The 24,917-nt window shown below is 42.6% G+C and carries 22 protein-coding genes; 12 read left to right on the top strand and 10 right to left on the bottom strand.

The genetic code is table 11. The features are described from left to right. Positions 1 to 102 precede the first annotated feature (102 nt). On the bottom strand, positions 103 to 1,590 hold the full coding sequence (locus BLP85_RS03040) for a TolC family protein (RefSeq protein ID WP_092818658.1): 1,488 nt from the start codon (positions 1,588 to 1,590) through the stop codon (positions 103 to 105). 351 nt (positions 1,591 to 1,941) lie between these two features. On the opposite strand from BLP85_RS03040, the gene serC reads away from it, so the two are divergent. Continuing rightward, positions 1,942 to 3,021: a 3-phosphoserine/phosphohydroxythreonine transaminase gene (gene serC / locus BLP85_RS03035; protein ID WP_092818657.1), complete on the top strand. Its 1,080-nt coding sequence runs from the start codon at positions 1,942 to 1,944 to the stop codon at positions 3,019 to 3,021. Between the two features lie 638 nt (positions 3,022 to 3,659). Here serC and BLP85_RS03030 read toward each other — a convergent pair. After that, complete coding sequence (locus BLP85_RS03030) at positions 3,660 to 4,589, bottom strand: hypothetical protein (RefSeq protein WP_092818656.1); 930 nt, start codon at positions 4,587 to 4,589, stop codon at positions 3,660 to 3,662. Between the two features lie 271 nt (positions 4,590 to 4,860). On the opposite strand from BLP85_RS03030, the gene BLP85_RS03025 reads away from it, so the two are divergent. Beyond that, positions 4,861 to 5,331: a YaiI/YqxD family protein gene (locus BLP85_RS03025; RefSeq protein WP_092818655.1), complete on the top strand. Its 471-nt coding sequence runs from the start codon at positions 4,861 to 4,863 to the stop codon at positions 5,329 to 5,331. 12 nt (positions 5,332 to 5,343) lie between these two features. Then, entirely contained in the window at positions 5,344 to 6,255 is a 912-nt protein-coding gene (locus tag BLP85_RS03020) for a DMT family transporter (RefSeq protein ID WP_092818654.1), read from the top strand. A gap of 4 nt (positions 6,256 to 6,259) precedes the next feature. On the opposite strand, the gene BLP85_RS03015 is transcribed toward BLP85_RS03020, so the two are convergent. Next, positions 6,260 to 6,829, bottom strand: coding sequence for a PilZ domain-containing protein (locus BLP85_RS03015; RefSeq protein WP_092818653.1), 570 nt, complete (start codon positions 6,827 to 6,829; stop codon positions 6,260 to 6,262). Positions 6,830 to 6,852: 23 nt separating this feature from the next. Between BLP85_RS03015 and BLP85_RS03010 the strand changes: the two genes are divergently transcribed. The 3 genes from BLP85_RS03010 to BLP85_RS03000 all read left to right on the top strand — a co-directional run bounded on the left by BLP85_RS03010 (position 6,853) and on the right by BLP85_RS03000 (position 11,417). Beyond that, positions 6,853 to 8,088 (top strand): lipoprotein-releasing ABC transporter permease subunit, encoded by a 1,236-nt coding sequence (locus tag BLP85_RS03010; RefSeq protein WP_092818652.1) that lies wholly within the window; start codon positions 6,853 to 6,855, stop codon positions 8,086 to 8,088. Beyond that, positions 8,081 to 8,764 (top strand): lipoprotein-releasing ABC transporter ATP-binding protein LolD, encoded by a 684-nt coding sequence (gene lolD / locus BLP85_RS03005; RefSeq protein WP_092818651.1) that lies wholly within the window; start codon positions 8,081 to 8,083, stop codon positions 8,762 to 8,764. The genes BLP85_RS03010 and lolD overlap by 8 nt, the downstream gene beginning before the upstream one ends. 202 nt (positions 8,765 to 8,966) lie before the next feature. Further along, positions 8,967 to 11,417, top strand: coding sequence for a DNA internalization-related competence protein ComEC/Rec2 (locus BLP85_RS03000; RefSeq protein ID WP_092818962.1), 2,451 nt, complete (start codon positions 8,967 to 8,969; stop codon positions 11,415 to 11,417). Between the two features lie 22 nt (positions 11,418 to 11,439). On the opposite strand, the gene BLP85_RS02995 is transcribed toward BLP85_RS03000, so the two are convergent. Next, positions 11,440 to 12,423, bottom strand: a complete 984-nt coding sequence (locus BLP85_RS02995) for a lysophospholipid acyltransferase family protein (protein WP_092818961.1) — start codon at positions 12,421 to 12,423, stop codon at positions 11,440 to 11,442. Positions 12,424 to 12,554: 131 nt separating this feature from the next. Here BLP85_RS02995 and sppA point away from each other — a divergent pair, with 131 nt between their 5' ends. Both sppA and BLP85_RS02985 read left to right on the top strand, forming a co-directional pair. After that, entirely contained in the window at positions 12,555 to 13,580 is a 1,026-nt protein-coding gene (sppA, locus tag BLP85_RS02990; RefSeq protein WP_092818650.1) for a signal peptide peptidase SppA, read from the top strand. Next, entirely contained in the window at positions 13,577 to 14,380 is an 804-nt protein-coding gene (locus BLP85_RS02985; protein WP_092818649.1) for an alpha/beta fold hydrolase, read from the top strand. Before sppA ends, BLP85_RS02985 begins: the two co-directional genes overlap by 4 nt. 69 nt (positions 14,381 to 14,449) lie before the next feature. Here the strand turns inward: BLP85_RS02985 and purN are convergent, their stop codons facing one another. Continuing rightward, entirely contained in the window at positions 14,450 to 15,079 is a 630-nt protein-coding gene (purN, locus tag BLP85_RS02980; RefSeq protein ID WP_092818648.1) for a phosphoribosylglycinamide formyltransferase, read from the bottom strand. Between the two features lie 9 nt (positions 15,080 to 15,088). Continuing rightward, complete coding sequence (gene purM, locus BLP85_RS02975; RefSeq protein ID WP_092818647.1) at positions 15,089 to 16,156, bottom strand: phosphoribosylformylglycinamidine cyclo-ligase; 1,068 nt, start codon at positions 16,154 to 16,156, stop codon at positions 15,089 to 15,091. Positions 16,157 to 16,290: 134 nt separating this feature from the next. Here purM and cxpE point away from each other — a divergent pair, with 134 nt between their 5' ends. The 4 genes from cxpE to BLP85_RS02955 all read left to right on the top strand — a co-directional run bounded on the left by cxpE (position 16,291) and on the right by BLP85_RS02955 (position 22,586). After that, positions 16,291 to 17,511 carry a chloramphenicol efflux transporter CxpE gene (gene cxpE, locus BLP85_RS02970; RefSeq protein ID WP_092818646.1) on the top strand — a complete coding sequence of 407 codons (1,221 nt, stop codon included), beginning with the start codon at positions 16,291 to 16,293 and terminating at the stop codon, positions 17,509 to 17,511. 15 nt (positions 17,512 to 17,526) lie between these two features. Then, entirely contained in the window at positions 17,527 to 18,231 is a 705-nt protein-coding gene (gene hda, locus BLP85_RS02965) for a DnaA regulatory inactivator Hda (RefSeq protein ID WP_092818645.1), read from the top strand. A 118-nt stretch (positions 18,232 to 18,349) separates the two neighbouring features. After that, positions 18,350 to 20,152, top strand: a complete 1,803-nt coding sequence (rbtA, locus tag BLP85_RS02960) for a rhombotarget A (protein ID WP_092818644.1) — start codon at positions 18,350 to 18,352, stop codon at positions 20,150 to 20,152. Between the two features lie 16 nt (positions 20,153 to 20,168). Beyond that, complete coding sequence (locus BLP85_RS02955) at positions 20,169 to 22,586, top strand: CSLREA domain-containing protein (RefSeq protein WP_092818643.1); 2,418 nt, start codon at positions 20,169 to 20,171, stop codon at positions 22,584 to 22,586. 61 nt (positions 22,587 to 22,647) lie between these two features. Here BLP85_RS02955 and BLP85_RS02950 read toward each other — a convergent pair whose 3' ends face one another. The 4 genes from BLP85_RS02950 to BLP85_RS02935 form a co-directional block, all read right to left on the bottom strand. Further along, complete coding sequence (locus BLP85_RS02950; protein WP_092818642.1) at positions 22,648 to 23,052, bottom strand: DUF3106 domain-containing protein; 405 nt, start codon at positions 23,050 to 23,052, stop codon at positions 22,648 to 22,650. Then, the gene (locus BLP85_RS02945) at positions 23,042 to 23,362 is read right to left on the bottom strand and encodes a hypothetical protein (protein WP_092818641.1); all 321 of its coding nucleotides are present in this window, start codon (positions 23,360 to 23,362) and stop codon (positions 23,042 to 23,044) included. The genes BLP85_RS02950 and BLP85_RS02945 overlap by 11 nt, the downstream gene beginning before the upstream one ends. Beyond that, entirely contained in the window at positions 23,359 to 23,973 is a 615-nt protein-coding gene (locus BLP85_RS02940) for an RNA polymerase sigma factor (protein ID WP_092818640.1), read from the bottom strand. The genes BLP85_RS02945 and BLP85_RS02940 overlap by 4 nt, the downstream gene beginning before the upstream one ends. 166 nt (positions 23,974 to 24,139) lie before the next feature. Continuing rightward, a complete protein-coding gene (locus tag BLP85_RS02935) occupies positions 24,140 to 24,916 on the bottom strand; it encodes a TrmH family RNA methyltransferase (protein WP_092818639.1) in 777 nt (258 codons plus the stop codon). Position 24,917: the final 1 nt, after the last annotated feature.

Here is a 24,917-nt window from a genome sequence, read left to right as displayed (position 1 = left end):
TTGCTGAGCGGATGGATTGCAAGCAGCCTCTTTTGATGAGGCATTTTCTACATCTTGATCAGGCCTGTTTTGATCTTGTGTCATGGTTTTCCCCATCAAAAATTAACGAATATAACTGCTATTGCTTTGGCTGACATAGCTTTGAAACTGCTCAATCGAGCCATGGCTTTGCAGTAAAGTGGCCAGTGACATAATGTATTTATAGGCATTCAGCGCCATTTCGCTTTTTAAAGCGTTCAGGCTATTTTGTGCATCAATCAGCTGGGTGGCCGTTCCCATATCTTCCTTAAAAGATAAAGTCTGAATACGCAGATTTTCCTCGGCGGCTTTCATGTTTTGCTGTAACAGCTGATGACTTTGCTGGGCTGAGGTCATTTCATTGTAAGAGCGATAAATGATGTTTTCGACTTCCTGCTTGGTACGCTCGGTTAACAGTTCAGAGGCATAGCGTTGCAACTCTGCTGCCTGAACATTTTTATTCTTGTCTATTCCGGAAAACAGGTTGTAACGCGCTGCGACACCGACAATCCAGTTTTGCTTTTCATCCAGGCTATATTCGCCAAAGGCGAACAAATTAGGTTTTTTCGAGGCAGTTTGCGCCTTAACATTGGCATTGGCCAGCTGGGTGTCCATCTGCATTTTGCGAACCAGAGAAGATTGGTCCGGATAGCTTTTTAACAGCGCATTCAGGTTCTGAGTCTGGGTAGCGTTGACAAATAGGGGAGTGCTCAGTTCGGTAATCTGACTTTGCTGTAACAGGTTGTTGAGCTGAAACAGGCTCGATCTTAAATTGGCTGCTGCATTTTGCACGCTACGCTCGGCATTGTTCTTTGCCACCTCAAATTGCATGCGCTGTCCTTTGCTGATAAAACCTTGGCGTTCCAGCTTTAAAGCATTGCTGTAATGTATTTGCATAGCATTGAAATTGGACTGACTGGAGGCTAAAAGCTGCTTTTGCAGTTGGGCATTAAAATAGGCCTGAATCAGTTCAAAGCGTTGCGCATCTTGCTGTTGCTTGCTATTGAGTTGACTGCGCTGAGCCTGAATCTGAGCCATTTCCTTGGCACTTGAGGTCAGGCCACCGGTATATAAAGGCATAATGACGGACACGGTTGGACGTATCACCTGATCATCCAGGCGAACGGTTGACTCATCTGGAATTAATCCCACGCCATCATGTATCGGTTGTTTTAAACCCTCTTTCAACGGATCGGCAAAGCCACCTAAATTCAATTCATCAATCTTATTATTCAGGCCATTAGTCAAGGACTGTTCTAGATTGTTTTTTAAAGCCCCAAGAGGAAGATCCACTTCATTATGAAAAGCGTAAGCGCGGACATTTAAATCGACACGGGGCAGACCTAAACCCTTGACCGCTTCAGCTTGTAATTGTGCGGATTGTTGCAAAGCCTGACTGGCCTGCGTGCTGTAGGAATCCTTTAAAATCGACTGTTCAGCCTGTGCATAACTGATGCTTTCGGCGAATGCTGGGCCAGCAAAAACCAGACTAGCCGTACAAATGCCAATACGAAAATTTTGTTGTATGAGGAGTGCAATTTTTTTGGGTTGTGCCTGTAAATGCAATGACATCACTCAGCTCTCAATTTCTTTGTAACAATTATATTGCATAGATTGAATTGTATGTCTAATCAATAAGTTGTTGTATTGTTTAATATGCATCTGTATAGCAATCACCTGATCAGGTTTTTGATCTTGACGACTTGCATCGCCACTTTGAAAACACCGGAGATAAGATGCAGTTGCTCCTTTAAGCCGAATGTCAGGGATTGTACAGGCTGTATTCAAATCCGCTCTTTATTGAGATTTTGACTTTAAATGTCCGACAGCATTGAAATATTTTCAGGATAATTTACTGCAAGCAACGCCTATCTGTGGTTAAATGCCATCATTTTATTGTGTTTCACTCTGAAAGGAAAAATCATGCGCGCGTACAACTTCTGTGCTGGTCCTGCTGCATTACCTACTGCCGTTTTAGAAAAAGCTCAGGCTGAATTGCTTGATTGGCATGGCAAGGGTCTTTCGATCATGGAAATGAGTCACCGTAGCAGTGATTATGTGGCTGTGGCAGAAAAAGCAGAAGCAGATTTGCGTAAATTGATGAACATTCCTGAGAACTATAAAGTATTGTTCTTGCAAGGTGGCGCTTCACTGCAATTCTCTGCCATTCCTTTAAACCTATTGGGTAAAAACAGCAAGGCTGATTATATTCATACCGGAATCTGGTCTGAAAAAGCGTTAAAAGAAGCAAAACGCTATGGCGACATCAATGTTGTAGAAGCAGGTACCAGCATTAACGGTAAATTGGCCATTACAGAGCAAAGTACCTGGAACTTGTCTGACGATGCAGCTTATGTCCATTATGCAGATAACGAAACCATTGGCGGCCTTCAGTTTGCGGGTATTCCTGAAACAGATAAACCTTTGGTATGTGACTTTTCATCAAGCATTTTATCTGCGCCATTAGATGTATCCAAGTTTGGTTTAATTTATGCAGGTGCACAAAAGAATATTGGTCCTGCCGGCTTAACTTTAGTCATTATCCGTGAAGATTTGCTTGATCAGGCGAAACCTGAAATTCCAAGCATTCTGAAATATTCAGATCAGGCGAAAAACGGTTCTATGGTCAACACACCATCTACCTATGCCTGGTACCTGTCTGGTCTGGTATTTGAGTGGCTGCTTGAAAATGGCGGAGTCGATGCCATGCATAAAGTGAATCTTGAAAAAGCCAAATTACTGTATGGCTATATCGATGCTAGCGATTTCTATGCCAACCCGATTGCAGAAGCCAACCGTTCTATCATGAATGTACCGTTTACCTTGGCAAAAGCTGAGCTTGAGAAACAATTCTTGAAAGAAGCCGAAGCGAATCATCTACTTAACTTGGCAGGTCACCGTTCAGTGGGTGGTATGCGTGCCAGTATTTACAATGCTGTACCTTTAGAAGGCGTACAGGCTCTGGTTAACTTTATGGATGACTTTGCCAAACGCAATGCTTAATTGCTAAAGCTAAAAAAGCCCATCACATGATGGGCTTTTTGTTGACTTGAATAATGTTGAAGATAAAATTGTTAAAATAGGCTTAAAAAATAAAGTGATGCAAAATATAGGCAGACATAAATATACCCAGGACAAAAAACAGGCATGAGAGAGTGTCTAACTGGAAGCGTTTAACCAGTTGATGTTCAACAGTTCGTATATTTTCTTCTTGCACGATTTTCATGGAAACTCTATTCCGATTTATTTATCGTTAATTTATATTGCTTGTATTTATTTTTATCATAAAAAATTGATTAAATAAAGTACTAAATAAAAATATGTAATTAAAATATTTATGGTATTGGACAGAATATCTGATTATTTAGCAAATTATTGTCACTACAGGGTTGTGCTGGAGAAAAGACTTCAAAATGCCTCATAAAAATATAATCGGTGCACGATTTATTTAAAATAAAATTTTGAATTTAAAACTGTGGATAAATGCATTTTAATTTGAATTTAAAATCGTTAAATATAATAGTCTTCTGTGGATAATTTTTGATCAGAATGAATGTGCAGATAATAAATACATAAGCATAAAAAAGCAGTGCCATAGCGTGAAGAGATAATCAGGCTATAGCACTGCTTTTTAGAGAGGATTATTTTTTAGCGTAAATATTCACTTGAATCCATAAATTGCCACGAATGAATTGGCCAATTGCAAAGTCTTTATACGCCGGATTCTTGGTAGCAATGCGAATCAGGGTGGCTTCCTGGTTTTCATCATGAATTAGGGCAACATCATACAGGGTGTATTCCTGATCCATAAATGACATGGAGGTTTTACCGACAATATTGCCCTGGAACCAGGCTTCATCTTCCTGACCCATGTTTTCGCCATACAGATAAGCGACCATCTTGGAAAAATCGACCGTAACCGGTTCTTTGTCATCTTCCGATTTGGGTTCCCAGGCATCAATCTGTTCTTGCAGGTTGGCAGGTGCCACGCCGTTATTGGCCGCCAGAATGTCATTCAAGGCACGGTGATGCTTGATTGAGGCAGGATCATCTACCACCAGATGTTCATGGTCTGACACCGCTTCCAGCTCATAGGCCCAGGCATTGAGCTGAGCAAGATAGGGTTGATCTTTTTCATACTGGTCATGATTGACGCTATACAGTGTATCAAAGGCATAGACAATGGTATTGGCACCCAGATTCAAGCGCAGTACCGCCTGAGTGTTGGATTTACAGGTAATAATCCGTTCAATGGTGGCCTTGACTTTGTAGGGGCTTTCAAAGCTTGGAAATGCCGTTTTTAGCGCTTGGGGTTTGTTGTTTTCAACTGCAATGACTTGGGTTAATTGTATTTTTTCCTGCTTGGGCCCTTGAATGAGCCAGGCTGATGCGTCCATGTCACATTCTTCTTTGCATAAACCCATGGGCATGACCGGCGCATCAAGAGCCAGGCCCAACCACTTGGGCACATCTGTAGCCGGATTTTCTGTGAGCAGATTCCAATGTTCGACATGACTGCCAAAGTTCTGATCTTCAATGGTGATCAGTTCCGGTCTATTTTGATTTTTCATATTCACAATTGATGTTGGGCTGTATTTATCTATTAAATCGAGGGTTATTGTTAAATTTCAAGTCAAAGAGCCAAATTTAACCATTAAAGTCCATACAATGTACTTTAAATTCTGAATTTAGATGTGATGCGATCTGAAACTTGGCGATTGAAACTATGATGATTGAAGAGTAAAGCTAAAAACAAGCAAGAGGCACAATAGATTTAGCCATCCTCCTGTCACATGGAATTTGCTAAACTAGGTACTCTTCTTTTTTGACTATGGATATGGTGTGCTGCCATTTAAACTTTGGGTTGATGCCGATGCATTGCCTAAAATCCTGCGTGATGTGATCATTCGCGCTTCCGACCGTTATCAGCTGGAAGTCACTTTTGTGGCCAACCAGAATGTGGGTATTACCCCGTCCGTACGGATTAACTCCCTTCAGGTCATGAGTGGCGCAGATGCGGCAGATAAAGAAATTATCGAGCGCATGAAAGAGCATGATATTGTCATGACTCAGGATATTCCCCTGGCTGCTCAAGTCATTGAAAAGGGCGGAATAGCCATTCATCCGCGCGGTGAAATCTATACTGCTGCCAATGTAAAAGCACGCCTGCATCTACGTGATTTTATGGATACCTTAAGAGGGGCGGGTGTACAAACCGGTGGACCTCCTCCGATTTCCGAACGAGACAAGCGCGAATTTTCCAGTGCACTGGATCAAACCATTCAGAAACAGAAACGTAAAACCGCAGCGTAACTTGAGCTCTTCATGCCGTCAAAAACCAACATTATGTCCACGTATGCCTTATTGGTGTTTATTTGGGCAACCACGCCTCTGGCAATTGTCTGGAGTGTTTCAGATCTGCATAGTTTGTGGGCTTTGGCACTGCGCTTTTTTATTGCCTTGCCTTTAGCCTTGGGTTTGCTGGTTTTACTGAAAACCAAGTTGCCTCTCAATGCCATCTCCCTGCATAGCTATGTTGCAGGTGCCTGCAGTTTTATTGGATCGCAAATCTTTACCTATCTAGCTACTGACTATTTAAGCTCAGGCATTATCGCCCTGATGTTTGGTTTGGCTCCGATCATGACCGGATTAATCGGACGTTTTGCTTTTAACATTCATTTGCATCGCCTGCAGTGGCTGGGCATGTGCATTGCAGTAGTGGGGCTGGGGATTATCTGTCTGGGGGGCAGTGACCAGCATGTCCAGCCGATGGGCATAGGACTGATGTTGATCAGTGTTTTGGTGTATTGCGCATCCATTTTTTGGGTCAAAAAAGTCAATGCACCACTGAAACCCATGGCCCAGGCAACGGGATCGATTCTGGTCTCCAGCCTGTTTGCACTGGGCATGCTGCCGTTGATCTGGCAGCATGCACCAGATCATATCCCGAATACCAAGGCATTGATCGGTTTGTTTTATGCGGTGATTATGGCTTCACTGCTGGCGATGTTCTGTTATTTCAAACTGGTACAAAATATTAAGGCGACGACCTTATCATTGACTACGGTGCTGACACCCATGTTGGCCATGCTGTTTGGAGCGATGCTGAATGATGAAAAATTATCGGTGATGGTTTTTGTCGGGGCCTTTATTTTATTGTTTGGCCTGTTTGTTTATTTCTATCGCGATCTTAAGGCGAGCCAGAATCTCGCCACCAAGATCAAGTTCAACAGTTAAATTTCTAGTCTTTATTTTTGCCGAGGTTGACACATTCGGCAAGTTTGACCCGGTCTTGTGGATGCAAGGTAATAAAATAAGCGCCGGTGCGGAACTTGCCGTTCTCTTCCGTTCGGCTATAGACCACTTGGGCAGTTGCAGCAATATGGAAGAAATTTTCAGGGTGACTTAAGGTCACATGAATATAGGTGCCTTCCTGAATAGGGTGATCACTAAAGAAACTGAAACCGGTTTCGGAAAAATTGACATGTTCCGGGATTGGTAACATGGATTGTACAATTGCATCGTATAAAGAGCCGGTAATGAGGTTTAACTTTTGGTTAAATAAGGATAATATTCTAGCAATTTGTTGATCTTTTTCATTTAATTGTTCTAATTCGTAGTTTACAGCGTGATCAAATTGATCTAATTCTGCGAGTAGTAGAAAATAGCGGGGCAGCACAAAGTTAGGATCATAAGGGTCATTAAGCGCGACATCATCAGAAATAATCTGATAATTTATTCGCAAAGCAGCATCGATACGCGACATAACGCGGCGTTCCTTATTGCCGCCTTGATGCTGTAAATTTTCCATAATTATTCCTCGGACTAAATGGTATGTTTAAACCAATCTCGCTGTACATCGGGTTGAGATATACTCGTGCACGGCGTAGCAACCACTTTATTTCTTTTATTGCTCTGGTTTCTATGATCGGTCTCACCTTGGGTGTGGCCGTACTGATTACAGTCTTATCTGTAATGAATGGCTTTGACCGCGAGCTGAAAAACCGTGTATTGGGAATGATACCTCAAGCTACTGTTTCTTCAACACAAATATTAACAAATTGGCCGGAACTTGCAAAAAAAGTTGAACAGCATGAGCATGTCAAGGGTGTAGCGCCCTTTACCCAATTACAGGGCATGCTGACGGCACAGGGGCAAGTGGCCGGAATTATGGTCACGGGCATCGAACCTGAATACGAAAAGAACGTGTCCATTATCCAGAATCACATGATTGCGGGAAGTATTGATAGCTTGAAAAAGGGTGAATTTGGCATTGTTTTGGGTAAACAAATGACCGATTCACTGGGTTTGGGATTAAACGACAATATTACCTTAGTGCTGCCTGAAGCTACGCCGTCGCCTGCAGGGGTGGTGCCACGTTTCAAGCGCTTTAAAATTGTCGGTATTTTCAGTATCGGGGCGGAAGTGGATTCGATGATGGGCTATATCGCCCTGAATGATGCCTCCACTTTATTGCGCTTGCCGGATGGTGCTCAAGGTGTGCGTTTAAAACTGGATGACATTTTCCTGGCGCCAGAAGTGGCGGATGATATTGTCAAAGACCTGCCAAGCAATTTCTATGCATCGAACTGGACCTTTACCCACGGTAATTTGTTTAGTGCGATTCAGATGGAAAAAGCCATGGTCAGCTTGCTGCTGTTCCTGATTGTACTGGTGGCTGTATTTAATATTGTGTCCTCACTGGTGATGGTCGTCACCGACAAGAAATCCGACATTGCCATTTTGCGCACGCTGGGGGCTTCACCTGCAACCATTACCCGGATTTTTATGGTACAGGGCACCATTATTGGCGTGATCGGGACAGTTTCCGGTGCCATTCTGGGAATTATCTTCGCTTCAAGTATCAGTGGCTTTATTGGCTGGTTGAATACAGCATTTGGTTTGAACCTGTTTGATGCCTATTTCATTAATTACTTGCCGTCTTATTTGCGCTGGCAAGATGTGGTGGTGATTGTCAGCCTGTCACTGGTTTTAAGTTTCCTGGCTACAATTTACCCGGCACTGCGTGCTGCAAAAACCCAACCAGCAGAGGCCTTACGTTATGAGTAATCTTGTCCTCGAAGCGAAAAATATCTCGAAAAGTTTTACCGATGGCAAAACCACCGTTGAAGTGATTAAAAACTTGTCCTTAGAGGTCAAAAAAGGCGAGTTTGTGTCTATTGTCGGTTCGAGTGGGTCGGGTAAAAGTACCTTGCTGCATGTGTTGGGTGGTCTGGACTGTCCAACAGCAGGGCAGGTGTTCTTAAACGGCAAGCGCTTCGATAATTTGGGTGAAGCCGAGCGTGGCTATTTGCGTAACCAGCATTTAGGCTTTGTCTATCAGTTCCATCATCTGTTGCCTGAATTTACCGCACTGGAAAATGTGGCCATGCCGCTGATGCTGCGTGCAGGAACGACCTATAAGCAATCTAAAGAGCAGGCTGAATATTTGCTTAATCGGGTCGGACTGTCGCATCGCATGACGCATAAACCGGGCGAGCTGTCTGGTGGTGAACGTCAGCGTGTTGCCTTGGCGCGTGCTCTGGTGGCAAAGCCGGAACTGATGCTGGCAGATGAGCCGACGGGGAATCTGGACCGTAAAACGGCAGTGAAAATTTTTGAATTGCTGAGTGAATTACGTGATGAGTTCAATATGGCGATGCTGATTGTGACCCATGATGAACAGCTGGCCCAGACTGCCGACTCGATTTTGCATATGCAAGACGGCGTCTGGATTGATGGTTAAGGATTGTCTGACACTTCATAAATGATTTGCGTTGTAAGCTCCAATTAAACAATGAGATGTATACAGCGTAAAAAATATTCGTTGTCACAAACAAGGATGAAGTGTCACCCAACCCTAGACACTGATCGATAAATTTAGAAAACGATTGAAGCTCACTCCGGTGGGCTTTAATATTGCCAAAAATAAAAAAATTATAATCACAATGATTCAAATAATCTGTATCGGCTGGGTGCTAGGGATTGCCACAATGGGAAAAAACTACCCGATATTGCAGTCTTTACTCATTCCATGTATCGCTCTTTTTATCGTGCTTCTCCTTTTAAAGCTGACTGTTTTCAAACAGGCTTATTCCTTAGGATTTAAGTTTTTACAGCTTTCTCTGGGACTGAGCCTGGGGATTGCACTCGGCTATAGTTATGCTGATCATCAATTAAATAAGCGTTTACTGTTTCGGGAACAACAGCCTGAAGCAGTGGAGGTGATTGCCTATGTTAAACACATCAATGAATTAGGCGATCCGACCATCCAGCAAAAAATTCAGGTATTGAATCGCCATACACAAGTGGTGCAGTGGCAGGCATTTTTAAAAAATGCACCAGATTCAAGTTCATCTGCGGTACTTGAGCTAGGTCAATATTACCGTTTGCAGGGACAAGTCCTGCCTGCGCATAGCTATGCCACTGAAGGAGCCTTTGATCAGGAACAATGGTATATCCAGCAAAATATCATGTCCGGATTTAAAGTTTCATCAATCCACAAGCTGACTGAACAAGAAGTTGATGCTTTAGGGCATGGACGATACCTCAGGCAACATGCTTCTGTTTCCAGTCAGATTCAACTCTGGGTTGAGCAGCAGCGTTTGGCATTACGCAATTTTATCCATCAGCAGCCCGTGCAGCATAAAGGTTTAATACTGGCTTTATTGACCGGAGACAAGAGTTTGCTGGCTACAGACACCGAGCAACTGTTTCAGCGCTTTGGTATGAGTCATCTGCTCGCCATATCCGGGCCGCATGTGTTGATTTTTGCCGTACTGCTGTGTTGGAGTCTGCATCAGCTCATTGCTCATTATCGACCGCAACTCTATTTGAAATGGCCCAGGCAATATCTGCTGATCTGGCCCTTTTGCGCGAGCGTAGCACTGTACTGTGCATTTGTTGGCTTTGAAATTCCTGCGCTCAGAACGCTATTGAGCTGCTTGTTGATCAGTGTATTTATCTTGTTCAAGCAAAAGCTCCGACCACTGAATATTTTGCTGTTTAGTGCCTCTATCCTGTTAATTTTTGATCCTTTCAGTATTTTATCGGCTGCATTCTGGCTGTCCTATGGCGCATGTTTTGTGTTGCTGCGCATTTACCAGACCATGCAGCAGCAAAGCGGCACGGAGGAGCTCAAGACCCGAACACACTACCTCAAAATGCAGCTGAAACTTTTAATCGAATCGCAGTGGAAAATATTTCTGGCCTTATTTCCCCTGATGATGCTGTTTTTTAAACAGATGGCATGGATTACGCCACTGAGTAATCTGTTTGCCATTCCCTGGATTGGCCTGGTGATTGTGCCCTTGGATCTGTTGGCAGCCCTGTGCTATTTCATTGCTGAGCCTTTGGGCGGACTGGTTTTTCAAATCAACGATCTGTGTCTTGCTGCCTTGCTGGGGTTGCTGCAACTTTTAGATCGGCTGTTTGCCCCGACCTTACAGCCGATTGCCATGAACTTTGCCGTGTGGCTCAGTGTGTGTCTGGGATTGATGATCCTGTTTTTACCGCGCGCTGTGTTGCCTAAAGCGTGGTCTATCTTGTGCTTTATGCCTTTAGTTGCCCTCGATGCCAGTAAAAATGAATTTGAATTGAATGTATTGGATGTTGGACAAGGACAGGCGATTTTTATCCGCGATCAAGACCAGACCATGATGATTGATATGGGCGGAAATTATGATGAAGGTAAATTTAGTGTGGGCAAGCAAATCATTTTGCCCTTTTTATCGGTGAAGGGGGTGAGTGAATTGAATCAGCTGATTTTGACCCACTTAGACCAGGATCATAAAGGTGGCTATGAGTCGATCAGACAGCAGTTCCCCATCAGGCAGGTCTATTCAAATGAGAAACTTGAAGTCGCGGATTCCAGCCAGTTTGATTATTGTCATCAAGGGCAAAACTGGCAGTGGCGTGATCGCGTAAACATGACCGTGCTGTCGCCCAAAACCGAAAATTTGGCCTATGCCAACGCTGAGAAAAATGAAATGTCCTGTGTGATTTATCTGCAGGTGAAAAATGCCCAACCCTATCAAAATTTTTTACTGATGGGAGATGCCGGTTGGCAAACGGAATATCAAATTCTGCAGGATTATCCAGACTTAAAAGTCGATGTGCTGGTTTTGGGACATCATGGCAGTCGGCATAGCTCGGCCTACGCTTTTTTAAAGCAGTTAAACCCGAAAATCGTGATCGCGTCGGCTGGCTTTCACAATCGCTATGGACATCCCAGTAAAATGACGCTGCAACGTCTACAGCAGCTGGATATTCCTGTCTTGAGCACAGTACAGCAGGGCAGCATCCAATTTAGCAGACAGGCCAATGGACAAATGCAATTACAGTATGCACGTGAACAACGGCAATGGTTAAAACGTGCAGCAGTAAAACTTAAATACTAGGGTCTGACTATAGAAGACCTGACTATATGACTTGTTCATTTTCTACTGGAATTGCAGGATTTTGAGCGGCAGCTTCTGCGCGGACTTTAGCGACCAGGGCCAATGCCTCTGTTTTATTGAGATAATACAGGGCATCCAATTCGGGGCTGGCTTTAAAACGTTTATAGCTCCAGTGGTAATGCTCGGGGTAACGGCGGATCAGGTTTTCAATGGCTTGAAAAATAATGCCTGTGCCTTGATTGGTATCGACTGAATAGATGCGTTCATCAATTGCTTCAAAATATAGATCAAAGCCCTGATCCTCATTACGTAGTGCATATAAAAACAAGGTTTTAGCTTTGGTTTTTTGAATCAGTTTGGCACTTAAATTACTGGTGGCCAACGGCAGTCCAAAATAAGGAATCATTTCACCGCCAACGTTTGGGGTATGGTCGGGCAAAATCACTGTTGTTCCACCCTGTTTCAAGGCCTTGAAAATCTGGCGAACTCCGGATTCATCGGTAGGGACCAAGGTTGCCTGTTCGCGACTGCGCGCGTTCCGGACAAACAGGTCGGCCGCCTCATTTTTGACCGGCTTGTACATGATGGTCATTTTGGTAAATTGGGCAATATAGGCATTCATGATTTCCCAGGTGCCAAAATGTGGAACGATTAAAACCACACCTTTGTTTGCGGCAAGTGCATCCAGCAGCAGCTGCTTACCATGCACTTTATGAATGCGTGCAAGATTGGCTTCATTGCTGGAACCCCAAATACTGAAAAACTCAAAATAAGAGATCAGCTCATTGCGGATGGCTTGAGCCGTAATTTTTTCCCGCTCTGCATCACTCAGTTCAGGCAGTGCGATATTTAAATTCAACCGAATGGTTTCTGAAGTTTTGGAAATTTTGAGAGCATTGACCAGACCAGCTAAACCACGCGCTATAAATCGAGAAATTTGAATAGGTTGTCGGCTAATAAACTGCAAAAGACGATAGGTTGTATTCTGGGAGCTTCGATCGGTCATTGTTGTATTGTCAATTGCATCATGAATGGAAAAGATAAATTTATTATAAGTGAAAACAGATAATTTAGACAGATTTAACCCGATCAGTGTATATAATGAGTCCAATTTAACTCAACAGTGGATCGTTTTCCATGTCCGATTGGCCACCAAAACCAGAAAATGAAATTCAAAATACACCACATAATTCACAAAATATAACTGGCAAAGAATGGCATATTTTAGAAAAAGCCGTTTTAGCCTCTGTAGAAGAACAGCGCCGTGCGCGTCGTTGGGGAATCTTCTTTAAATTTCTCACTTTTGCTTATATTCTTTTTATTTTGGTGCTGATGGCGAAAAGCTGCAGTACATCAACCACAGATCCTACGGCAACGACCAGTTCGCATATTGCCGTAGTCGATATTATTGGCACCATTGCTGCAGACAAGCAAAGTGTGAATAGCACGGATACCGTTAAAGCGCTCAAGAAAGCCTTTGAAAACAAGCAAAGTAAAGCCGTGGTTCTCAATATTAATTCACCAGGTGGCTCACCGGTTCAATCGGATGAAATCTGGCAAGAAATTCAATATTTGAAAAAAGACCATGCAGATAAAAAACTGTACGCCATCATTGGGGATACTGGTGCTTCGGGTGCATATTACATTGCTTCTGCTGCTGACGAAATTATTGTCAATCCTTCAAGTCTGGTGGGTTCTATTGGGGTGATTATGCCGAACTATGGCGTGAATGGTTTAATGCAGAAATTAGGTGTTGAAGACCGTACCATGACCTCTGGTGAAAATAAGGCACTTTTATCCATGACTCAGCCGGTGGATGCTGCGCAAAAAGCCCATGTACAAGGGGTGCTGGATAATGTACATGACCACTTTATCAATGCCGTGAAACAGGGGCGGGGTAAAAAATTGAAGTCGAACGATCCTGCAATATTCTCAGGTTTGTTCTGGACAGGTGAACAGGCCGTGAAACTGGGCATTGCAGACCGTACCGGCAGTTTAAATAGCTTGAAACGAGAGCTGAAACTGGAAAAAGCAGTCAATTACACCATTGAATATAATCCTTTCGATTCAGTACTAGGACGTATGGGAAGTTCAATGGGGCAAGGTTTTGCCAGCTCAATTTCACAACAGGTCCAATCTGAACAAACGACAAAATTGCAATGAAACCCGTGATCCACTTTGCGCACGCCAATGGCGTGCCATCAAAAGTTTATCAAAAGCTGTTTGATGGACTGAAAGATGAATATGACATTATTTATGTGCCCTTGCTTGGTCCAGACAAGCGTTACCCCATAGACAATCACTGGAACAGCCTGACCAATCAGGTCATTGACAGTATTGTGCGCCAGGCCAATGGCAGCAAAGTCATTGGCCTCGGTCATTCTTTAGGATCGGTGCTGACTTTTCAGGCAGCCTTAAAACGTCCAGAGCTGTTTCAACAGGTCATTATGATTGATCCGCCCTTAATTATGGGTAAAGAGGGCTTTGCTTTACATGTAGCTAAAACCTTGAAGCTAAAAGCCGTGGATAAAATGTCGCCAGCCTCTTTATCTTTACGTCGCAGAGATCATTGGGAAAGTCGTGAACAGGCGGCAGAATTGCTTCGTCCCAAAGGCTTTTATCAACACTTTGATGCGGACTGCTTTCAGGCCTATATCGATCATGCTTTAACTGAGGATAAGGTGCGGGGCGGTGTGGAGTTGACCATTGCAAAAATGGATGAGGTGAATATTTTTAGAACCAATCCATCATTATGGTGGCTGCCGCAGCCGAAACCTCAAGTGCCTGTCCAGCTGCTAATGGCGGAACAAGGGCCGTTTATTGGGCGGGGCTTTCCGCAAATCGCGAAAAAGAAGTTTGGTATTCCATATACGGTTGTTCCGGGAAGCCACATGTTTCCACTGGAAAAACCGCTAGAGACCGTCGCGTTGATCAAGCAACTGATTCAGCAGCCGGCAGTGTAATTTCTGCTCCAGTTAATGATTAAAAAATAAAGCAATAAAAAACGCATCCTCGGATGCGTTTTTTATTCTTTAAAACCTGCAGAATTGCACGGGCTCTTTTATTGCCTGACCACGATACAGCACACCCTGTTCAGTATGCTGGACTGCGCCTGTACAAATCCATTCCACCACTTGCGGGTAGATTAAATGTTCAAGCACATGAACCCGATTTGCTAAAGAAGTAGCATTATCATGCAGATTTACTTTTAGCACACCTTGCGCAAGTGGCTGACCTGCATCCAGTTCGGCAGTGACATAATGCACCGTACAGCCATGCAGTACATCACCTGTGTTGAGTACCCGTTGATGGGTGTGCATGCCTTTGTAGTACGGCAGCAGGGAAGGGTGAATGTTGAGCATTTTTCCTTCCCAGGCTTTGACAAATTTGGCACTCAAGATGCGCATAAAGCCTGCAAGAACCACCAGATCAACATCCCAATCGAGCAATTGCTGATGCATCACATCATCAAAGGCTTCACGGTTAGGATATTGCTTGTGTTCAATTACTGCAGTTTGAATTCCTGCTTTTGCAGCACGCTCTAAAGCATATGCTTCCGGTTTATTGGAAATCACCCCGACAATTTGACCTGAGAGATTGGCATCAATCAGGGCTTGCAGGTTAGATCCACTTCCGGAAACAAGAACAGCAATTTTAATCATGCGAAGTACTTATGCAAAAACCACACGGATTTTTTCGTCTGCGCCTTCAACTGATTCGGCATTGTCAACGATATGACCCATGGTCCATGCTTTTTCGCCAAGGCCGTTGAGGATTTCAACAGTTTTGTCTGCATCAGCAGCGTCAACAGCAAGCACCATACCTACGCCACAGTTGAATGTGCGGTACATTTCAAATTGTTCAACGCCACCTTCTTTTTGAAGAAGTTTGAACAGTTCAGGCCATTGCCAAGAAGATTCATTAATCACTGCCTGAGCACCGTTTGGAAGTACGCGAGGTAAATTACCCGGTAAACCGCCACCCGTGATGTGTGCCATCGCGTGAACATCAACCTGTTTAAGCAATTCAAGAATTGGTTTGACGTAAATACGTGTTGGTTCCATTGCCGTATCTGCAAGGGGACGACCGTCAACAATTTGAGTGAGGTCAACGTTTTTCACGTCAAGAATTTTACGAAGAAGAGAGTAGCCGTTTGAATGTGCACCTGAAGACGCAACACCCACTAAAACGTCACCCGCTTTGACTTTAGAGCCATCAATAATTTTGCTTTGCTCAACCACACCTACACAGAAGCCTGCCAGGTCATAGTCTTCGCCTTCATACATGCCTGGCATTTCAGCAGTTTCACCGCCTACAAGTGCACAGCCAGCAAGCTCACAACCCGCGCCAATACCTGTCACTACATTTGCTGCAACGTCTACATTGAGGTGACCCGTTGCATAGTAATCGAGGAAGAATAATGGTTCTGCACCACATACAAGAAGATCGTTGACACACATTGCCACCAGGTCCTGACCAATCGTGTCATGACGGTTCAAATTCAATGCCAAACGTAATTTTGTACCAACACCATCTGTGCCAGATACGAGAACAGGTTCTTCATAACCTTTAGGGATTTTACAAAGTGCGCCGAAGCCGCCTAGTCCGCCCATTACTTCAGGACGGGAAGTACGTTTTGCGACAGATTTGATACGATCGACAAGTAAGTCGCCCGCTTCAATGTCGACACCCGCATCTTTATAGCTTAAACCAGTGTTAGGGGAAGTTGAGTTGCTCATAATGAAGTCTCCGCATTCGCGCCGCGATTATACCCGAATATACGAAACTCTTATGTTATTTATGCGCTAAAATGCTATCTTTATTAAAATATTTTACTGTCTAGAACAAATAAACCGAAAAAAGGCGAGTTTCTATGGTCGATCGCACCTCACGACGCATTTTTATACTTGCAGCAATCGTATTCCTCCTGTGGGTTCTGTATCTGCTTAAACCGGTGGTATTACCCTTTATAGGGGCATTTTTAATTGCCTATTTATTTAGTCCTTTAGTAGATAAGTTGCATAATATCGGTTTGCCGCGCTGGATGTCGATTAGTGTGGTCTTTATCGGTATTGGTATCGTGCTTACCTTGGCAATGTGGTATTTGGTCCCATTGGTCTGGAAACAGCTGATGTATGCTAAAACCAGTATTCCTGCAGGTATTCACTGGGTAAACTATACCTTCCTGCCGTGGTTGTCGAATACATTCAATCTGGTGCCAATGGAAATAGATACCGAGCAGATGTCCTTGGCCATTATGGATTACATTCAAACCAATTATAGTGCAGACAGTATTCAGGCGGTCGTGCTGAAAGTTGCCCAGTCGGGTCTGAATTTTATTCAGATTGGCGGAACGATCATATTAATTCCAATTATTGCCTTCTATTTTCTGCTGGATTGGGACCGTATGCTAGACAGCCTGCGCCGCCTGATTCCGCGTCCCTATGAAAAGACCACCTTAAATATTGTAGCGGAGTGTCATAGTGTTCTAGGTGCCTTTGTTAAAGGTCAGTTCTTGGTGATGTTTTTGCTGGGGGTAGTGTATGCAGCGGGTTTGCAGCTGATCGGACTGGAAGTGGGCCTGATTATTGGCATGATTGCAGGGCTGGCCAGTATCATTCCTTATCTGGGGTTTGCGGTTGGAATAATCGCTGCTGTTATTGCGGCCTTATTTCAATTTGGTCTTGACTGGGTTCACCTGGCATTGGTCGGTGTGGTTTTCATGGTAGGGCAGGCAGTAGAAGGTTATATTCTGCAACCCTTCCTGTTAGGTGATAAAATTGGTTTATCTCCAGTTGCTGTGGTATTCGCGGTATTGGCTGGTGCCCAGCTTGCTGGTTTCTTGGGAATGCTGATTGCCTTGCCTGTTGCTGCCGTGATTGTGGTATTGCTACGTCACGCACGAGAATGTTATGAAAAGAGCCATATTTATAGGCAATCTACACTGATCATACAAGATGCTGGAGCAAACTCAATTTCGATTGAAGCCGATCAAGTAGATGTCGATATTGAAGTGAAAAATCAGGAATCAAAAAATCTGCAAGAGGCTGAAAAATCGAGTAAGATTGAACTGATAGACAATAAAGAACCTTAAGGTTAAAGCTCATATATGCGTCAACTGCAACTCGATATAGAACCGCAACTGGATGCCAGAATTAGCGATTTTTCTGGGCCGGGATGGGGACATGTGATCGATGCAGTTCGACAACTCCATGCCGGTTTAATGAACCGCTTTTATGTCTATGGCGGCGCAGGATCTGGCAAGAGTCATTTGCTTTCTGCTATTTGTGATTCTTATCTGGAAATAGGTAAATCGGCAATTCAGGTTTCACTGCTTGAATTGCTGGATGCCCCTACTGAAGCAATTACCTCATTAGATCAATATGATCTGGTCGCACTGGATGATATTGAAGCGATTAGTGGTGTTCCACATTGGCAAAAAGCAGTCTTTCATTTAATTAATTATAATAATGAAGGTGGGGGGCAACTGGTTTTTTCATCCCGTGTCGCACCGATTGAATTGAAGCTTGAACTTCCGGATTTACAGTCTCGCTTGACTCAGGCAGTCAGTGTGAAGGTGCCATCGGGGAGTTTATATGCTGACCGTTATGCATTGGTGAACTCGGTATTATCGCGTCGGGGAATTCATATTGACCAGCAGATTATCGATTATTTGTTGGCGCATGGACCTCATCAGACTTCGGTTTTACTGCAAACCTTAGAACAGCTTATTCAACTGTTAAAAGGGGAAAAAACCAAAATCAGTCATGCGAATTTAAGACAAATTTATGCCCTGATCGATGAATATCGGTAAACAATAAAAAATCTTGAGAAATTGTTCAAGCTGTGACAAAGTACATCAAAATAGTTCGATGTTGCAGGGATATTGCAACTAAAGAATAAAAAAAATTAAAGAATATAAGGAGAGTAATATGCTCAAACGGAGCATAGGTATAGGGATGTTATGCTTTGCAGGACATGCTTATAGTGCGGACATTATTGTAAATACCACTGAAGATACTAAAAAAGATGATAAAGAATGCTCATTACGTGAAGCAATAGAATACGTTAATCTGGGGTTGCCTAAACAAGGTTTTTATGGATGTGGAGGAGAAAACTCTACCTCAACTATTCTGTTAGATAAATTAAAAATCTATACGCTGACAAGCAAAATTAATATTACATCAGCACTTAATCTGAAAACTTATTATGAAACTAATGTGAGTGATACTGCTGTTGCCGGTTTAAACAACGCGATTATTCGTATGACAGGCCAAGATCAAATTTTTAATATTGATGATAATGCCCAAGAACGCGTTACGGTAAACATACAAGAAGTCAGTTTTGAAGGTTGTCAAAAGAGCGTCTGTGCCGATCGCGGTGGTATTTTATACAACAATGAAAACCTGGTTCTAAAGTATGTCAAACTCACGGGAGGAATAGCGCGTTTAGGAGGAGCTATCTATAATGTGGGTGAAAATGCCGATGCCGACGTATATAGTAGCCGTGTATCGATTAGCAACAGTTTGATTGAAAATAACGAAGCAGTGAGTGGTGGTATTTTATACAGCCAACGGCCAAATTTCACCATCACGAATGTCGTTTTTAAAAATAATAAAACCACGTCGGGTGCGGCTAATATTTTTAGCGAAAAGAATATTCTAGACCCCTCTAAACTGACCTTTCCCTCTAAGATCAATATGATTACCAATAGTACCTTTGTGAATAACACAGGCCATGCTGTTAACATTCGGGATGGGGTAGGCTTAAATAACCTTACCATTGTTGCAAATACCGCTGGGGTGCAATTTGAAGCACCAAATGCTCAAGGCTATATGGCTAACAGTATTGTGATTGGTAATCCAAACGGAACAAATAATAATTGCCAATTTAGTGGTGATGATAAAAGTATTTTGCAAAATAACCTGGTTACTTCTGAATGTAGAAGTGGTGATCTCAATTATCCGAATGAATTTTGGACTGGAAATAAAGTTTTTGCAGGAGACAGTAGCGAGAGTAGTTGTAAATCACTTATTGCAGACCAGGAAGCCTTACTTTGTCCTTATGCAACACCAAAAGATAGCTTTTTAGGATATATACGGCCACGTATTTTACTGAGTGCAAAGAACATGTTTGATACGCTCATTTTAAATAAAGGGCGAGTTGATTCAAATACTGAGCATGTCCAGGTGATCTGTGAAGGATTAGACCAGCGTGATATGAGCCGAACCACTGATAACAGCTGGTGTGACCGCGGTGCTATCGAGATTATTGTACCCACGACTATTTCACGTATTGGACAGGATTTAAAAGTAGGTGAAACAGCGAAAATCAATATTTTGCAATACCTGGGTGACAGCGACCTATATCCGAAAGAAAAATGTGAAGCGTTATTGGGCAAACATCCTAATGGTGAACAATGGCAAGACGGCTGTGTATATGTTGATCAAACCTTAACGGAGAGCAAAGGTTCACTGACTTTAGATATTGATGGTAATTTGGTTTACACGCCAAATGGTAGTTGGCGCGGTGCGGATATTTTTGAACTGCGTGTCGTTACATCTTCTACACGTTTTAATGAAAATAAAAAATATCTGGTGCTTAGTGCAAATATCGTGCAAGAGCAAAGTAATGCTATGGAAAGCAAGAGCGTCAACACATCAGGTGGTGCATTGGGGTTGTTGAATATATTGGCTTTATTAGGTCTAATGGGTCTACGTCATTATAAAAAATAAGAAATAGGGAAAAGTGATGCACAATTATAAAAAAGGATTGCTCTGTGTGATGGTTTTATCCGCTATGTCATTAATGGCAGCAGAAGATAAAACCATTAAAGTCACAACATTTGCAGATGAAAATGGCGAGAACACAAATGCTTGTTCATTGCGTGAAGCAATCATTACTGCGAAAAAAAATACAGCTTATGGGGGATGTACTTCCGGAAATACACTGAATGGTGTAGCGGATAAGATTCAATTAGAAGCTGGTATATATAGGTTAAATTCAGAGCTGGTGCCGGAATCGGCTTTGGTGATTAGTGGCATTTCACGTTTTAACTATGATGAAAAAGATAAACTGACGCAAAAATATCCTGGATTTGAAAAGATCAAAACTATTATTAGTGGTGAAAATCGTTCAAGAATTTTTAATACCAGCGAGAGTGAAACCAGTCTAACGCTAAATGATATTCAACTTGAAAAAGGTTATGCTGAAAATGGTCGGGGTGGAGCATTATTGCTCGGTGGGACTTTAAGCTTCAATAAAGGTGCAATTCTAAACTCGAAGGCGGATATTGCGGGTGGGGCAATTTATAATATTGCGCAAAATATTGAAAAAGAAGTCAAGATAAGTAACAGCTTAATTCAAGGAAATCAGGCCAATAAAGGCAGTGTCATAGCAATGGATTGTTACAGCAATCTGGGTGATACCAAACCTGCAGTGACTATTTCTCAAAGCAGTATTATTCAGAATGGTTCGACCAGCAGTACCAGTACATTGGATTTTTGTGGTGTTGCAAATATAAACTTATCTGCGAATACGATTGCACAGAATATAGCAAACTCAAGCAGCGGTAGCATTCTACGGGCAGTAAGCGACGGTTTAGATCGTTTTAGCCCTTATTCGACTTTTACTGCTATCAGTAATACGATTGTAGAAAACTCGGGATATAGCACTTTTTTATATGATGAATCGGGCGCCAAAGTTTTCGCATTTAACATTTTAGCTTTTAATAATTCGGATAAATCTTGTCGTTATAACTCGGATAATGGTGTTCCGAGTGAAAAAATGATCTTTGTTGCAAGCAATAATGCCTTGAACTTGGCGACAGGATTAAATCAATGTGTGTTACCAAAAATTGCTTTAGAATCCACGATTGAAAGTTCGAAAAACTTAGATGTCTCTAATATCAGTTTTTCTAGCTTACTGTCTAGGATGACAGAATCATCAGCATATAATATGTTCTTGCCTTTATATTATCCAAGAGATAATCAAAATGCGGCAGATTTAATTGATGTCAATCGTTCAGGTTGCAGTGATTTTGATCAACGCGGTTTAAGCCGTTTTTTAGATACGGTTTTACAACTTGAACCAAGCAAAAAGAATAGCTGCGATATTGGTTCGGTTGAACGTATGAATTTATCCGCTATAGATATTACAGATTTAAAAAATAGCTCGATTATTAGTTTATTGGAATTTTATCAGTCCAATATTGATGAACTTAAGGCATTAATTGCAGAAGGAGTTAAAAACTCAACCGGGATCAATGATTTCAAAGAGGAATTAGTTCAATATGAAAACCTGTTGACATATACCAAGCAGCACCAAAAATACCGTGCAATTTATTTTGATCCATTTGTACTGGCGATTCCTACAGAAGAGCGGGTAAGTGATACATCGGGTGAAGATTATCGCATCAAGAGTTTAAATGCCGATAACTATACCGTTGAGGTTGAGCCTTATGGCATTGGCACACTCACCGTCACCGGTGGTAATGCTGTGCTAAAAGGTGGACTGGATGACTTAAAATGCGAATGGAATGCAGATTTTAAACAGATCATGATCTATCGCACACGCGGTGAATTGCTGAATCCTGCTGATTATGCCTACTGTAAATACACGCTTAAAGAGAAAGGTGGTGAAGCCAAGCAGTCTTCAGGTATTTTACAGGCAAGTTTTGTTAATATTACTCCTGTTGCAAAGAACGATATCTATTCAATTAGCTCAAGTTCTAATCTGGAAATAACCGTTAATCCTCTGGAAAATGATCATGATGATGGTGATGGCCTGACTTCTACTTTACCTGCAGCAAAACCAGCATTTTACCAGGATAAACAAGGACAAGAGATTCCAATCCAAATTGAGAAGTTACCAGCTGGGTTGACTATGACGGCAGAGCGTCAGGGTCCTTGTCCTGGTAATGATGTCAGCAATATATGTTATGGTGGAAAATTACATTTTGCAGTTAAGAATAATTTCAGTCAGTTCGATTATCCGGTGACTTATAAAATATATGATGCTGAGGGATTGGGATCGAATACGGCAACTATTTATTTAAACAACACTGCCCAGAATACCAATTCAACATCGAGTGGTGGGGGTTCATTCGGAGTGTATGGGGTATTTGCTCTTCTAGGTTTAACTTTATATCGACGTTATCGCATGAAGTGATAAAAAAGCCGCTGACTTCAGCGGCTTTTTTGACTTTAACTTTTTAAAAATAATCACATGATTAATGAATGGTAGTCGTTTGTGGGAAATATTTACTGATATATTCTTCACGAATGAGGGGGCGCTCTTCGGGTGTCGCCTTTTGCATACGGAGACCTAATTCTCTACGTTCCTGGCTGCTCATTTTCTGCCAGGTTTCACGCATTTTTTGTTTTTCTTGCTCTGGAAGCTGGGTAAACCAATCCATACGTTGCTGTAAGGTGGTACTTTGGGCTTCAGGTAATTCTTTCAGCGATTGGTAACGTTGAATGAGTGCACGTTGTTCACTATCGGATAATGTTTCCCAGGTTTCTGCAACTTGAGTATCGGCATCTTTGGAAAAAATCCAAAAACGTTCGAAACCAGCAAAACTGGTTTGTAAAAATCCGAGTGCACAAAAAGCAAATGCTAATTTTTTAGCTGCCATGTGGAACCTTATCCTCACCTAATACCAGTAACATTTCCAAATCTTCAACCATTTGAGGGGATAGTTTTGGAGTCACCACCACTTGATTTTGAGGTTTTGTTGACATTTCAAAGGAGTCTGGCAACACCACAAATCCAGCTATGGCTGCAGCAAGAGCAAAACCTGACATTTTCCAAAGACCATAACGGGATGTTTCCCGTGCTTGAATTTCTTCGATCACGTGATTCATCACCACAGGTTTAGCTTGGTGATGTTGTGCGAGCCCATCGAGTTTGGAAGTAACTTGTTTTAAGAAATCATCTTGTTTCATTCGGATGACCCTCCACGATATGGATTCAAATGTGCTAAAGCAGCCCGGAGACCTTGAATAGCACGGTGATAATGAGTTTTTACACTACCTTCACTGCACTGCATGATTTGTGCCGTCGTGTGTGTATCAAAACCTTCCCAGGCACGAAGCATAAAGGCTTGTTGCTGGCGAACAGGAAGCTGAGCGATGGCTTCTTTTATTTCTTCGGCCGTCACGGCTTGATCAAGAAAATCGAAGGGACTGGGAGTGTTTTCATCGACAATATCATTCAGCTCAATATCATCATCATCCAGACTAACTTTCTTGAAAAAAGAAAAAGGTTGCGCCCGACGGGCTTCCTTTCTGCGCCAGTCCTGCAGTTTATGGTTTAAGATGGTATAAAACAGGGGATACCATTCATCAGTCGATTTATCGGCATAGGCTTTGTGCAAGGAAATAAATGCTTCCTGTACCAAATCCATCGCAATGCCTTGTTGACCTTGGGTCGCACTTTCCATCATGACCAGGGCACGTCCAGTCACATCCTGCATAAAAATCTTCAGGCGTTGTTCAGCCGTACTCTTCAAAGTACTTAAATTTTCCGACTGAGACTGTTTCGGTGCTGAATCCATAGAGATGGAAAATCCTGTCATTGGATACCCACCATTATTTCCAATTTCATGATCAAATAACGTTGGAAATAATGGTTTGGTTGACAAAAATAATATTATTTTTCTAGTGTAGTCTATTTTTAAACATCCACCAGGGATGTTTAAAATAAAGTAACGAAAGAGCAGTTTATAAACGCTGGCGAACCATCTCGAAGAAACAGACTGAACCGGCGATGGCAACGTTTAACGATTCCTGTCCGCCCGGCTGGGGAATTGAAACCGCCTGTGCATGTGCAAGCGCATATTCAGAAACACCTTGGCCTTCGTTGCCTAAAATCCAGACACAGGCTTGGGTCAAATCTTTCGTATACAAACTTTCTGATTCATGTGAACTGGTTACGTATACCGGAATCTTGAATTGAGACAAAATATCTTCCAGCGCCACATTTTCATAAGTATGCAAGGAAAAATGTGCACCCATTCCTGCACGGAGTACCCGTGGCGACCAGAGTGAAGCTGAACCTTTGGTGCAGACAATTTGGTGAATACCGGCGGCGGCGGCAGAGCGGAGTAATGTACCGACATTGCCCGGATCCTGAATATTTTCCAGAATCAAGGTGTCTGCTGTGAAATCGAGTGCATTTCGGGAGCTGGGTAAATCGACGATGGCAAGACAAGCCAGTGTGGTACCGAGCGTACTCAAATCCTTATACAGGGACTCACTAATAACAAAGACTGCACCCTGGTATTGCTCGGCAATACGGTCGAAGTCAGGATGGCTTAAAGCCTGTTCGGTGGTAAAAATAGATTTGATTTTTCTATCTTCAGCTAACCAGGCCAGACACAAATGGGTACCTTCAAGTACGGTTTGACCTTGTTTTTTACGATATGAATTTTGCTCAATTAAGCCACGCAAGTGTTTAATTTTGGGATTATCTTTTGATTCTAGAAAAATAGTCGGCATG

It is taken from the genome of Acinetobacter kookii, from assembly GCF_900096895.1.
Classification (GTDB): Bacteria; Pseudomonadota; Gammaproteobacteria; order Pseudomonadales; family Moraxellaceae; genus Acinetobacter; species Acinetobacter kookii.
This window is presented reverse-complemented; position numbering and strand designations above follow the sequence as displayed.